The sequence below is a fragment of the Segetibacter aerophilus genome (genome assembly GCF_007991655.1).
Taxonomy (GTDB): domain Bacteria; phylum Bacteroidota; class Bacteroidia; order Chitinophagales; family Chitinophagaceae; genus Segetibacter; species Segetibacter aerophilus.
In genome coordinates, this window is record NZ_BJYT01000001.1 from 590,667 (window position 1) to 605,004 (window position 14,338).

8 protein-coding genes are annotated in these 14,338 nt (G+C 41.5%); 5 read left to right on the forward strand and 3 right to left on the reverse strand.

Annotated elements, in window-relative coordinates:
- The first annotated feature begins 64 nt into the window (after nucleotides 1-64).
- The 3 genes from SAE01_RS02520 (at nucleotide 65) to SAE01_RS02530 (ending at nucleotide 6,366) form a co-directional block, all read left to right on the forward strand.
- Nucleotides 65-1,261: an efflux RND transporter periplasmic adaptor subunit gene (locus tag SAE01_RS02520; protein WP_147201946.1), complete on the forward strand. Its 1,197-nt coding sequence runs from the start codon at nucleotides 65-67 to the stop codon at nucleotides 1,259-1,261.
- 260 nt (nucleotides 1,262-1,521) lie between these two features.
- Nucleotides 1,522-4,698: an efflux RND transporter permease subunit gene (locus SAE01_RS02525; RefSeq protein ID WP_147201947.1), complete on the forward strand. Its 3,177-nt coding sequence runs from the start codon at nucleotides 1,522-1,524 to the stop codon at nucleotides 4,696-4,698.
- 276 nt (nucleotides 4,699-4,974) lie between these two features.
- On the forward strand, nucleotides 4,975-6,366 hold the full coding sequence (locus SAE01_RS02530) for an efflux transporter outer membrane subunit (protein ID WP_147201948.1): 1,392 nt from the start codon (nucleotides 4,975-4,977) through the stop codon (nucleotides 6,364-6,366).
- 69 nt (nucleotides 6,367-6,435) lie between these two features.
- Here SAE01_RS02530 and SAE01_RS02535 read toward each other — a convergent pair whose 3' ends face one another.
- Nucleotides 6,436-7,263, reverse strand: coding sequence for a hypothetical protein (locus SAE01_RS02535; protein ID WP_147201949.1), 828 nt, complete (start codon nucleotides 7,261-7,263; stop codon nucleotides 6,436-6,438).
- Between the two features lie 247 nt (nucleotides 7,264-7,510).
- Here SAE01_RS02535 and mazG point away from each other — a divergent pair, with 247 nt between their 5' ends.
- Complete coding sequence (mazG, locus tag SAE01_RS02540) at nucleotides 7,511-8,281, forward strand: nucleoside triphosphate pyrophosphohydrolase (protein ID WP_147201950.1); 771 nt, start codon at nucleotides 7,511-7,513, stop codon at nucleotides 8,279-8,281.
- Nucleotides 8,278-12,048, forward strand: coding sequence for a sensor histidine kinase (locus SAE01_RS02545; protein ID WP_147201951.1), 3,771 nt, complete (start codon nucleotides 8,278-8,280; stop codon nucleotides 12,046-12,048). Before mazG ends, SAE01_RS02545 begins: the two co-directional genes overlap by 4 nt.
- Before the next feature lie 65 nt (nucleotides 12,049-12,113).
- Here the strand turns inward: SAE01_RS02545 and SAE01_RS02550 are convergent, their stop codons facing one another.
- Nucleotides 12,114-12,329, reverse strand: coding sequence for a hypothetical protein (locus tag SAE01_RS02550; RefSeq protein ID WP_147201952.1), 216 nt, complete (start codon nucleotides 12,327-12,329; stop codon nucleotides 12,114-12,116).
- A gap of 348 nt (nucleotides 12,330-12,677) precedes the next feature.
- The gene (locus tag SAE01_RS02555) at nucleotides 12,678-14,336 is read right to left on the reverse strand and encodes a catalase (RefSeq protein WP_371860434.1); all 1,659 of its coding nucleotides are present in this window, start codon (nucleotides 14,334-14,336) and stop codon (nucleotides 12,678-12,680) included.
- Nucleotides 14,337-14,338: the final 2 nt, after the last annotated feature.

The following is a 14,338-nucleotide window of genomic DNA, read 5'->3' on the forward strand; positions in this document are numbered from 1 at the left end:
ATAAACATATTAATCTGGTTTGATATTTAGAGATGCACCGGACTTACGTTAATTTTTATTCATTATGAGAAAAAGAGTACACCTTGTTTCAGTTCCATTACTATCATCTATAATACTCCTTCTTGGGTCTTGTGGAGGAAACAAAGACCAAAAACCTGGGGCGGCACCCGGAGGCGCTGCCGGTGCACTGGCAAATCAGATAAAAGATTATCCTGTACTAACTGTTGCCACCCGAACCACTACGCTGTTTTCAGATTATCCTGCAACGGTTCAGGGACAGCAAAACATCGAGATCAGACCAAAGATCGATGGCTACATTCAAACAATTTATGTCGACGAAGGTGCTACTGTTAGAAGGGGACAACCTCTTTTTCGTATTAGTGCTCCGCAGTACGAACAACAAGTTAGAACAGCGCAGGCCGACATTAAAATTGCACAGGCAAATGTAAATGCCGCCCAAATGCAGGTAAACAAGGTGCGACCGCTGGTGGAAAAGAATATTATAAGCCGCTACGAGTTAGAGTCCGCTGAATACACTATGCAGGCTCGCCAGGCAGAACTTGCCCAGGCAAGAGCTACACTCGCAAATGCAAGAACAAATTTGGGGTATACTTCAATCACCAGCCCGGTAAATGGAGTTGTTGGTACTATACCTTATAAAATTGGTAGCCTTGTTAGCAGTAACACGGTTCAACCTCTCACCACTGTTTCAAATATTGGAAATATATACGCTTATTTTTCAATCAACGAGAAACAAGCCCTTGATTTTGCACATGCCAGTCCCGGCACAACATTAAAGCAACGGCTTGAGCGCATTCCGCCTGTTACGCTTATGCTTTCAACTGGTTCAGAATTTCCGCAAAAAGGTAGAATAGAAACAGCGAGTGGTTTAATTAACACAGAAACCGGATCAGTAAGCGTTAGGGCTACTTTCCCAAATCCCGGAAACATAGTTAGAAGTGGTAGCAGCGGTGTTGTAAGAATTCCTCGTACGGTTGATTCTGCGATCCTTATTCCGCAGAAGGCCACATTCGAAATACAGGGAAAGAAATTCGTGTACGTAGTTGAAAGCACAGGAACCGTAAGAAGTGCTGAGATAAAGGTGATGGAAACAGGAAATGGGCAATATTTTGTGGTTTTGGAAGGAGTAAGACCTGGTGAGAAGGTAGTACTGGAAGGGGTGGCAAGTTTGAAGGAAGGCGCCCCAATTAAACCAAGAGAAATAAATGCAGACAGCGTTTACCAGGCGTTATTGAAATAAGGTTTTTTAAAGCGTAAATGATGTGAAGTGAAGAGATGAGATGAGTTAACGATAGAGGGAGTTTTCGGCAGCCAACAGTAGTGCTACTATTTTCTTCGTTGCGTCGCACACTTGTACTTTCCTCTATCACGCAACTCTTCAAAATTCAACTGTTTTGTCTTTTCCAACAGTAAAGGATCAAACTATTTCATGGATCGAAGAACACGATACGCCTGGAAAAACAATAATCGAATTACAATACATTATACCTCAAATATTTTATGCTAAGAAGATTTATAGAAAGGCCGGTGTTGTCAACGGTGATATCAATTATCATCGTCATGCTCGGCATCTTAGGGCTAACGTCGTTGCCGATTTCCCAGTACCCCGATATTGCGCCACCAACTGTACAGGTGTCAGCATCCTACCAGGGAGCAAACGCAGACGTGGTATTAAACAGCGTCGTCGTTCCCCTCGAGGAGCAAATCAACGGTGTGGAGAACATGACTTACATGACTTCAACGGCAGGTAACGATGGTACTGCCAACATTACCGTCAATTTCAAGCTAGGAACAAACCCTGATCTTGCCGCAGTAAACGTTCAAAACCGCGTATCGCGCGCGACCAGTTTATTGCCGGCAGAAGTAACCCGTGCAGGTGTAACCACCGTAAAAAGACAAAGTAGCAACCTTGTTATTTTTTCGCTTTACAGCGACGTGCCTGCTTACGACCAAACGTTTTTGCAAAACTACGCGACCATCAACCTGATCCCCCAAATTAAACGTATTCCCGGTGTTGGTGACGCCACTGTATTTGGCCAAATGGAATATTCGATGCGTATATGGCTAAAGCCAGATGTGATGGCTTCCTATGGACTTGTGCCATCGGACATCAATGCTGCCCTGGCTGAACAAAACGTCGAAGCAGCGCCCGGCCAATTCGGCGAACAGGGGCAACAGTCTTTTCAATATACCATTAAATACCGCGGTCGGCTTAAAAACTCTAACGAGTTTGGAGACATCGTGATCCGGTCAGTTGGCAACGGACAACTACTGCGTTTAAGAGACATTGCGAGAATTGAATTAGGTGCTCTTAGTTATTCAAGTACAACTAAAACAAACGGAAAACAATCTATCGGTGTTGCCATTGCGCAGACAGCAGGTTCTAATGCAAAAGAGGTTATCGAAGGAACGCTGGGTGTGCTAAATAATGCTTCCAAATCTTTTCCTGCCGGTGTGCATTACGTAAATCTTATTAACGTAAACGACTTCCTCGATGCGTCTATCGAAAAGGTAATTCATACCCTGATAGAAGCATTCATTCTTGTATTTGTTGTGGTGTTTGTTTTCCTGCAGGATTTTCGTTCAACACTTATTCCTGCTATCGCAGTTCCTGTTGCGATTGTAGGTACTTTCTTTTTCCTTGGCGTTTTCGGATTTACCATTAATCTGCTTACACTGTTTGCCATGGTGCTCGCAATTGGTATCGTAGTGGACGACGCAATTGTAGTAGTCGAAGCGGTCCATGCTAAATTAGACCAGGGGTATAAGTCTGCACGAAAAGCCACGATAGATGCAATGAGCGAAATATCGGGAGCGATTGTGTCAATTACGCTGGTGATGGCAGCCGTGTTTATTCCGGTAAGTTTTATCACAGGGTCAGCTGGCGTGTTTTATAAACAATTTGGACTTACCCTAGCTATTGCAATCATTCTGTCTGCTGTTAACGCCCTTACACTGAGCCCTGCTTTATGTGCTATTTTTCTGAAGCCGCACGAAGAAGGACATAAGAAAAAGAATTTCATTCAACGTTTTTATACAGCCTTTAATACAGCTTTTGAAACCACGACGCAGAAGTACAAAAAATCAGTTTCGTTTCTGGCGAGAAAGAAATACCTGGCAATTGGTGGGATCTTACTTTTTAGCGGCATTTTCTACTTTCTCCTCGAAAAAACTCCGTCAGGTTTTGTTCCAAATGAAGACATGGGAACTATTATGTCAGACATCAGTTTGCCTCCGGGTGCTTCTATGGAGCGTACCGACCAGGTAACACTTGAAGTAGCCAAAGCTGCCCAAACAATGCCGGAAGTTGAAAACATTTTACGCATTACGGGAAGAGGAATGCTTAGTGGAACAGGTAGTAATTACGGAATGGTGATTATGCGTTTGCGGAATTGGAGCGAACGGACCAATAAAGGCCAGGATGTGCAAGCGCTGATCGGTAAAATGTTTGCAAAAACTGGTAATGTAAGAGATGCGAAAGTTATCTTCTTTGCGCCTCCAACCATACAGGGTTTCGGAACTACAGGTGGCTTCGAATTTCAATTGCAAGATAGGAGCGGGGGCGACCTAAGTAAGTTTACTAAAGTAAGCAACGACTTCCTGGGAGCTTTAAATCAACGTCCGGAAATACAGTTTGCTTCCACGTCGTTTAACCCTAATTTTCCTCAATACCAGATCAATGTAAATGTAGCCAGGGTGAAGGAAGCGGGTCTGACAGTAAATGATGTATTAGGAACAATGCAGGGTTATTATGGCGGCGTTTACGCATCCAACTTCAACCAGTTTGGTAAGCAGTACCGGGTTATGTACCAGGCCGAACCTTCTTTTAGGGCCAACCCCGAAGGGATGAACAACATTTATGTGAGAAATTCCAACGGAACAATGGCCCCTATCTCTGAATTTGTATCGCTGGACAGGGTATATGGTCCACAAGCGATCTCACGGTTTAACCTGTTTACTTCTATCGGGGTCAATGGATCTCCTAAGCCCGGTTTTAGTTCGGGTGATGCTATTCGTGCCGTTCAGGAAGTGGCTGCCCAAACTTTACCGGCTGGTTATGGCTACGAATTCTCGGGAATTACCCGCGAAGAGATTTCGGCGGGGGGACAAACAGTTTTCATTTTTGCGTTGGTTCTGTTGTTTGTCTATTTCCTGTTGAGTGCCCAGTACGAAAGCTACATCCTGCCGTTTGCGGTATTGCTGTCGTTGCCGATTGGTTTGGCCGGAGCCTTTATTTTCGCCCAATTATTTGGAGTCAATAACAATATTTATTTGCAAATCACGCTGATCATGCTGGTCGGTTTGCTGGCAAAAAATGCAATCCTGATAGTGGAGTTTGCCGTTGAGCGAAGGCGAAGAGGAATGTCAATTGTAGAGTCTGCATTAGAAGGTGCGCAGGCACGCTTGCGGCCGATCCTAATGACCTCATTTGCCTTTATTCTTGGACTTGTTCCGCTAATGCTATCAAGTGGTGCAGGGGCAACAGGCAACAGATCGATAGGTACAGGTGCAGTGGGCGGTATGCTGATCGGAACCATTTTTGGTGTTTTCGTAATTCCGGTCTTATTTATCATCTTCCAAACGCTGCAGGAAAAAATAAGCCCGTTAAAAATGGAACCACTTGCCGAAGAAGACGGTGTAGGCGCAGGAGCACAATTAGAATCGGCAACACACTGACAAAACGATTAAAGAAAGAATCAATAAGAAAAGCTTTGTTGACAAACAGTAAACCGTAATGGAACATTGTTGTGTCACTCTTTTGTACTTTTTACAATGATTGAGCCGTGGGAGAGAAGGAATGGGCAGGAGGAATTGTAATAAAAATATCCGATGCACAACTAGAGAAAGGCTGAGAAAATTAATTCGTACAAGAGTGCGACGCAACGATGCTTAACCAGGGTGAAATTGTTTGCGACAAAAAAATTGCATAAAAAAGTGGTTAACAGAATAACTATGAACACAAAGAATTTGAGATATTTTTTTATCATTTCCCTTACGGCACTTGCTATAGAGTCGTGCAAAGTCACGCAAACCTACCAGGCCCCTGACGTAAACACTACGAACCTTTTTCGGGATGTAAATACAACTGATACCAATTCGCTCGCTAACCTTCGCTGGAACGAGGTGTTTACTGATACCACTTTGCAGCGGCTGATACGCGAGGGAATTGCAAATAATATTGACCTGCAAACTGCCTATACACGAATAACACAGGCAGAAGCTTATTTTGAGCAGAGCCGGGCAGCCTTTTTACCGACATTAAATGCGAATGCTGGCGTTACGAGATCCAAGTTTTCTGCGGGACAGGGTTTTGGTGCAAGACCTTCCATCACCTCTTATCAACTCGGTGCTTCATCAAGCTGGGAGGCCGATATTTGGGGACGACTTGGTAGCAGCCGAAGAGCGAACCTCGCCAACCTCTTGCAATCGCAGGCAGCGGCAAGAGCGGTTCAAACAGGCGTGGTAAGTAGTATTGCCAATTTTTATTTTACACTGCTAGCTTTGGATCAGCAACTATTAATTACTGAGCAAACTGTTTCTAACTGGGACACAACGGTTACAACAATGCGGGCCTTGAAAGAAGCTGCAAGGGTTACAGAAGCTGCAGTTGTGCAAAGCGAGGCGCAACGGTATGCCGCAGAAGTAACCATTCCTGATCTTAAACAAAGTATTCGGGAAACTGAAAATACGCTTAGTATCATTCTCGGCCATGCACCCACGAGCATTTTTCGTGGTAATCTTTTGCAACAGGCAACGTTACCAATGTTAACAACAGGCGTGCCGGCGCAACTACTGGCAAACCGTCCCGATGTGCAGCAGGCCGAGTTTGCTTACAGAAATGCCTTTGAGCTCACCAATGTGGCCCGTGCTGCATTTTACCCTGCTTTGGTTATTAACGGGTCTGCCGGTTTTGCAAGTCTTACCTTATGGGACATCGTAAACCCCACTTCGATTGCCGCCAGTGTTGGCGCGGCAATAACCCAACCTATTTTTAATCGCCGGCTTAACCGAACTAACCTTGTTGTAGCCCGTGCACAGCAGGACGCTAGTTTTTTAAATTTTAGAAATGCTTTGCTAAATGCAGGGCAGGAAGTTTCAAATGCCGTATCGCTGAATCAAGCAGCATTGGAAAAAGTTACTATTCGCTCAAACCAAATAGATGCCTTGGAAAGGTCGGTTCAATATTCACAGGAATTGCTTCGCAATGGTTTTGCAACTTATACCGAGGTCATCCAGGCAAGGCAGTCTCTGTTGCAAGCCCAATTAGGACGGGTTAACGACAGGCTGCAGCAGTTCCAGGCAACTGTTGACTTATATCGTTCACTTGGGGGTGGATGGAGATAAGAGACATATAAAATATAAAACAGCAAAGGCCGGAATTTCTTCCGGCCTTTGCTGTTTATGGGTAGTTTTTTATTGATAGCTGTATTCTATCCGTCCCAGCATTTCTTTTTGTTTATTGAAAACTACCTCTTTTTGTTTCATACCATCATCGTTATATAAATACTTCCAAACAAGGTAGTTTCCATTCCCCTTCTGCGTTTGTGTCATCTGCACAATATGCCCTTTGCTATCATACTCAAACATATAGTCAGGTAGCATTGCCTTGGCTTTCCTGTTGTACCGAACTACATCCGTCAACAGTTTTTTAGGGTTGTAGTAATAATAGTAGGTCTCCGTAGTTCGATTGTTTTTCGACCATTTTTCTTCTGCAACGTTATCCTGCTCATCAAAAACAAAAGTCACCAAAGTTGTATCGGTCTTGTTCCTGATCTTCAGCATTCTTTCGGGTAAACCTCTTTCGTTGTAAGTCCAGTTATGAATTTCTGAACTTGTAAACGTGCCATCAAAATCTACACTGTTCGTATTCGTCGACACTAATTTTCCTGTGTTGTCGTATTCATAGTTAACCGTGTTGATGGCGTTTCTGCTGCTATCCACTGTTTTTACAACCCTGTTGTTTGAATAATAACTGATGAAAAAAGATTCGGTACTTCCGATAGTGGCTGATCGCGTAGTAATTTTTTGACCATCGTTCGTAATGGTTTGCTCCAGCACAAAATCTTTAGAAGGCTCGCTTCCTTCAAAGCTGGTTGCATTAATTCGTTTGTATTGGAAAGCCCTTAGCAGTTTGTATTGTTGATTGGTTTGCTTGGTACCGACAATATCGAGATAATAATATTGGGCATTTAGACAAGTAGATAAAAAAAGGAAAAGGCCAATGAATGAAAAGCTTTTCATAAGTAACTTTTGAACCTCTCAAAATTAAACGGTGAGATGTTAAGGAAAAAACATTGATTTGCCTGCTTGCAAATGAGAGAGTTGTTGTAAGTTTTTTTATTCAATCTTTAACAGGTACAATTGTATTCAAAGTAAGCCTATCAAACCTTGTAGGTGCTTTCTTTGCAAAAACAATTTCTCAATCTAAGGTGCAGTGTTTGCAATTATAGTAGCGAATGAGCATTCGAATTCCTATTAAAAATAAATTATGTCTTTAGAAGCAAGCTTTTTGAAACTGGTGTCGGTGATGGATGAGTTGCGCGAGAAATGTCCGTGGGATAAAAAGCAAACAATAGAAACTTTACGACCGTTGACAATTGAAGAAACGTATGAACTGACCGATGCTATAACGGAAGGCGACTGGAAGGGAATAAAGGAGGAATTAGGCGATATTATGCTGCACCTGGTATTTTACGCTAAGATAGGAGCCGAGCAACAACAGTTTACTTTGCAGGATGTATTGGAAGGTATCAGCGAAAAGCTGATCAGGCGGCATCCACATATCTATGGTAATGTTTCTGTAGACAACGATGAGGATGTAAAAAAGAACTGGGAACAAATAAAGATGCAGGAGGGAAAGAAATCGGTGTTGAGCGGTGTTCCCAAGTCGTTGCCTGCAGTTGTCAAAGCAATCCGTATACAAGATAAAGCGCGGCAGGTTGGTTTTGAATGGGAGAACAAAGAAGATGTTTGGAAAAAGGTTGAAGAGGAAATACAGGAACTACATGAAGCGGTTGCGGAAAATGACCAGGAACACATAGAAGAAGAGTTTGGAGACGTGATGTTTAGCCTGATAAATTATGCACGTTTTTTGCAGATCGACGCGGAAGGCGTTTTAGAAAAGACTAATAAGAAATTTATTTCCCGCTTTACAATGATGGAGGAAGCTGCTACAGCGCAAGGTGCTACCCTTGCTGAAATGTCTCTTGTAGAAATGGATGCTCTCTGGAACCAGATTAAACGTAACAAACCCAAGTGATAGAAATTATAAAAAAAAGCTTTTACAGAAATGGTTACCTCTTAATCATCGCTGCATGGCTATATACCATTTCTTTTATTTTTTCCAATTATTGGTTTTATACATCTTCCCCCGAAAGAGTTCAAAAGAAGCTGGAATCATTCATAGCTAAAAGCGAAAAGAAATTTGAAAAGTTTGCGACCGACACAGCGGTAATAAGTGCCATTCTAAACAACCAGTATAAGCCTGAGGCAATTGTTCGTGATATAAGGGAAGATGTTGCATTTTTTGTCTACAGCCGAAACGACGTTGGTAGTTTCTTACTCGACTATTGGAACAACAATAAAGTACTTCCTGGTACAAAGGACTTACTTAGGAGCGATGGTAAACATTACGTCTCTTACGACAACGGCAGGTTTGAGTTTGTAAAAAAGACAATCTTATTAAAAGGCAAGGAAATAATAGTTGCCGGAGTGATCCCGCTTCATTGGGATTATTTCTTCAAAAATAAATACTTACAGTCCGGTTACCCGACGTTGGGAGATATTGAGAACAGGTACCAACTCGTAGACACAGGTGCGCAATTCTATGTGAAAAATGGCGAAGGAAGAGTACTGTTTGGTTTGAAGGAAAGGGATAAGGAAAAGGAAAAAAGGATAAATGAAGGAAGCCCTGGTGTTTGGTCCATTTCGTTAAGAGTTATCGCAATTATTTTTGTGTTGATCTTTCTAAATGTTTGCGCGCTCGATATTGTAAATAAGAGAGGTTGGGTTCAAGGACTTGCATTTGTTACGGCATCCATTCTTCTTTTGCGATTGCCGAGTTATAAATTCCCATTTCCATTTAAGTTTAGGAACCTTGACTTGTTCGATCCGTTTGTATACGGTTCGAATAGTATACATCCGTCGCTGGGAGATTTGCTTATAAACATCATTTTACTTTTTTGGATTGTAAGCTTTATAAAAGTTGCTGCACTAAAAAATTTCAGAGATGTACCTGATATAAGAGGAAGAAAGGGTTGGAACGTTACGTTTCTGTCATCGATCTTTTTAGTCGCGCTGTCTTTTCTTGCAGCAGAGCTTATCCGAAGTTTAATAATGGATTCACAGATTTCTTTTGATGTAACTGATTTTTTCAGGCTGAATATTTATACGATTATAAGTTTCATAATTCTCGGGTTGATTGTTTTAACCTTTTTTCAGTTTAGCCATTTCGCGTTGCTGTTTATCAACAAATGTCTTGATTGTCCTGATTATGCAAAGTATCTTTTTGTAGCTATTGCGGGATTCTTATACCTGTCAATTCATCTTAACAGTAGCTCCGCACCCAGCAACTTATTTGTGCTGATTTGGCTACTTGCATATATAAGAATAATGGATTATAGGAAAGAAGATATTTACATTCCTATCCTTCGTTCTTCCTTCTTTTTGATCTGGCTGATATTCTTTGCCGCAAGTATTTCCGGGTTAATTATCTATCAAAATCATTTCAAAGAGTTAGAAAAACAAAAGCAGGTAGCGGAGACGGTGGCTGAAGAAGCTGACCCTATGGCCCAGACTGTGATGGGCATCGGTATTACCAATATTGACGATGAATTTTTAACGGCTAACTATAAACGTTTTAACTACGACAATTCAAATAAGGTTATTAAAGACAGTCTTATTATCGAAAATTTTTCAACATTCTTAAATCGATACGATACCCGTTTATATACGTTTGACAATAACTTTCACCCTTTATACAATGAAGACTCTAGCACCTATGGCTCACTGAACACACTGATTGGGAGAGGTAAGAGAACGACCTACAGCGATTTGTTTTATTTTGAAAATGCTTTTTATAGTTTCAGTTTTTTATACAAAAAAGAGATAAAAGACTCTCTTCAAAATACCTTGGGATACTTTTTCGTTGTGGCCGAGCCGAAAAAATATAAGAACCAGGCGCTCTATCCCGAGTTGTTTAAACAAGTGAAGAATGCCGAACTTGATCTTGATCGAACGTATGCCGTGTACAGCAAGGGAAGGTTGATTAGTAGTGTAGGCGATTATAATTTCCTGTCTTACATACCGAAAAATTTGCTTTTAAGACAGGAGTATAAACAACAACGTAAGGGTGATTTTGATGAACTTTGGTACAATGCAGGAAACAATAAAATGGTGATAATTGTTAAGAAGGCTTCCTTTTTTATAGAGTCCATTACTTTGTTTGCGTACCTGTTTGGCTCTTTTCTTTTTATCATTGTTTTGTTTCAAACTGGTCGCTTTCTTATCAGGTATAAGTTTAGTTATAAAGGTTTGAAGAATGGATTAAAGCTAAATTTCAGGCACCAGATACAAAGTGCTATTATTTTCATCAGCATATTTTCATTTCTCGTTATTGGCATAGCCACCATTTCTTTTTACATCACAAGATTTAAACACACCAATGAAGAAAGGCTTGTAAAAGCAATTAAAACACTTGGAGATGAAATTGAAACACAAGTTGCAAACCGCAGCATTTTCGATGATGCTATTCAGATCTATGAACTTGGTGCGGCCAGTGAACTTGAAAAAACTTTTAAAGAGATTACAGAGATACACAACGTAGATGCTAACTTCTTTGACCTCAACGGAAACTTAAAAGTCTCTACCCAGCCCTACATGTATAATAAGGGGATTTTAAGTAGAATGATGGATCCTGCCGCTTATTATAGCCTTCACAACAATAATGAAATACAGGTGATACAGGAGGAAAAGGTGAGCAATTTTGCTTATCTCAGTGTGTACATTCCGATCAAAGATGAAAATGGCGAGTTGTATGCTTACCTCAATGTTCCCTATTTAAATACTCAAAGGGAACTGAACCAGGAAATTTCAAATTTCCTTGTAACACTGATTGTTTTAAACGCTTTCATTTTTGTAATAGCGGGTGCAATCTCGGTATTGTTAACTAACCGGATCACGAGCTCGTTTGCGCTCATCGGCAGCAAGATGAAGGAGATCAATCTTGGCAAAGCGAACGAAGAAATTTCATGGAACGCAAATGACGAGATAGGCACTTTGGTTAATGAATACAATAAAATGGTTCGCAAACTTGAAGACAGCGCAAAGGCATTGGCAAAAAGCGAAAGGGAAGGGGCGTGGCGCGAAATGGCGCGGCAAGTAGCGCACGAAATAAAAAATCCACTTACCCCTATGAAGCTAAGCATACAATATATGCAACGAGCTATAAAAGAGAAAAATCCTAATAGCCAGGTGATGGTTGAAACTGTCTCGGCTACGTTGGTTGAACAAATAGACCAGCTTGCAAAGATTGCTTCTGACTTTTCTCAGTTTGCGAATATTGGCAATGTAAAGATTGAAAGCTTCGACGTCAACGAAATCCTTAAGTCTTTGATCAATTTGTACGGTGCCAACGAACGAGTAGAAATTCATTTCAATCATCCTGCACAAGAAGCAATGATTAGTGCAGACCGCACACAGATCAACAGGCTTTTTACCAACCTTTTTCAAAATGCGATAGAAGCCTCAGACGGGCAGGAAGTAATAGAGATTAAGGTAAATGAATCGATCAACGCAAATAAATTGCAGGTTGATATAATTGATCATGGTATTGGAATACCGGAAGAAAAATGTAAGAACATTTTTACCCCAAACTTTACTACAAAGTCTTCAGGAACCGGGCTCGGCTTAGCCATGTGTAAGGGAATAGTTGAAAAAGCAAATGGCCGAATTTGGTTTGACACCGAAGTAGGAAAAGGAACAACGTTTCATGTATTGCTACCCTTGGTGGGTTTCCCGGAAAATTAAAGCCAACATAAGAGCAGAAGAATTTTTGCTCCTCTTATGTTGGCTTCTTAAAAATAGGCTCTTGGTTAACTAGCCTCGTTTCCGGCAAGAGTGCCCCGATCGTCGAGCTTGTTGTATTCACTGTTGTCTTCCTGGCCGCGTTGTTCCTCAACATCTTGCTCGTTTGAGTTCGCTTGCCTGCTTCCCCTGATGTGCCCGTTATTATCTTGCACTTCAAACCTTTTTGTATCTACCGGGCTCACCTTTGTTGTGTCTATATCTGCGTTGTTTCTTGTCTCCATAACTTTTAATTTAAATTGTATTGAAAGTGTTAATCAAAACCCTTGCCGTCTTATGTTGATTTTTCTATATACAAGTAATGATTTTTTTACAGAGCTGTCAATCTTCTTTCAACATCGTTGTGTCACTCACTTGTACTTGTAGATACACCATTAAACCGTTGCGATATTTATTTGGAGTATTCAAGGTGTTTGCAATGAAAACGATGAATAATGTTGTACAGTAAAAGTGAGTGACACAACAAAAGATGCGCAGGAAACCTACTGCTCGTACCACAAAAAACTCGTTGGTACAATTAAAAAAGCCTGGTGAAAAATCACCAGGCTCGCATTTAAATCTAAAATTATTATCTAATAAGGCTTTGCTTCTGTAGCCATGTTTTCGGCCTGTTTAACTGCTTCATGTTTTTGAGCATCACTTCCGGGAGCAGGCTGTCCGTTTCCGTTCTTACTCATCTCTTTTTCTTTCTTCAGCATTTCAGAAACTTTCTTAATTCCGTCCGCAACACGCTGTCCATACTCAGGGTCACACTTAGTGCAAAGTTCTATCATTTTATCCTGGATCACTTTCGCAGCCGGTGCCAACGCATTTGACAAGTTTGAAATAAGGTCATCCTTTTCCCAATCTTCATGCATGCGATATCTTTCCCCTGCCTGCTTGAAATCGTTTGTTCTGTCAATTTTTTGACGAACCAGGCTTGCAGAATAAGATGGCGTATGGTCTTTACCTGCAGGTGTTGCTTCCTTTAAACCACCTAAACTTGAAGGCTCATAGTTTACGTGAGGATTTAAACCCGGAACAAGGTCCTGGTGATAAGCCATTTGTCCATCTCTTTGGTTAGTTGCCACTTTCTTTATTGGAGCATTAATAGGTAATTGCAAGTAGTTTGCACCTACCCTATAACGCTGCGTGTCAGAATAAGAGAAGGTTCGGCCCTGCAACATTTTGTCATCAGAAAAGTCCAAACCATCAACCAATACACCTGTACCAAAAGCAGATTGCTCAACTTCAGCAAAGAAGTTTAGAGGGTTTCTGTTTAAAGTCATTTTGCCCACAGGATACCATGGAAACTGGTCTTGCGGCCACAACTTAGTATCATCCAACGGATCAAAATCAAGTTCAGGATGTTCGCCATCTTCCATTATCTGCACGTTCAATTCCCACTGGGGATATTCACCTCTTTCAATTGCCTCGTAAAGGTCTTGTGTGGCGTGGTTGAAATTTTTGCCTTGTATTTCCTGAGCTTGCGCCTGCGTAAGATTTTTGATCCCTTGCAACGGCTCCCAGTGATATTTCACCAATACTCCTACACCATCTGCGTTAACCCACTTGTAGGTATTTACTCCCGAACCTTGCATCTGCCTGTAGTTGGCCGGTATACCCCATGGTGAAAACAGGAAGGTAACCATGTGCATCGCCTCAGGCGTATTGCTGATGAAATCAAAAATGCGCTCGCCACTCTGAATGTTGGTTACAGGATCTGGCTTTTGAGAGTGAATAAGGTCAGGAAATTTTATAGCGTCACGTATAAAAAACACTTTCAGATTGTTTCCAACAAGATCCCAGTTGCCATCTTCAGTATAAAATTTAACGGCAAAACCGCGTGGATCTCTTAATGTCTCAGGAGAATGAATACCATGTCCTACTGTCGAAAACCGTACAAATACCGGAGTCTGTTTTCCTTTTTCCTGGAAAAGTTTAGCACGCGTATATTTTGAAACAGGTTCATTTCCTACCGTTCCGTAAGCTTCAAAAACTCCGTGGGCGCCTGAACCCCGTGCATGCACTACTCTTTCAGGGATACGCTCACGATCGAAATGAGACATCTTTTCTAAAAACTGGTAATTTTCTAAAGTCGCAGGACCGCGATTACCAACGGTACGAAGACTTTGATTATTAGATACGGGATGTCCCTGGCGGGTTGTTAGAATATCAGAGCTATTAGACGGTTCGTTGCCTGAACTGCCGTTGCTTTGAGATTGGTTTTGTTTACCATTTTCTGCTGGTATCA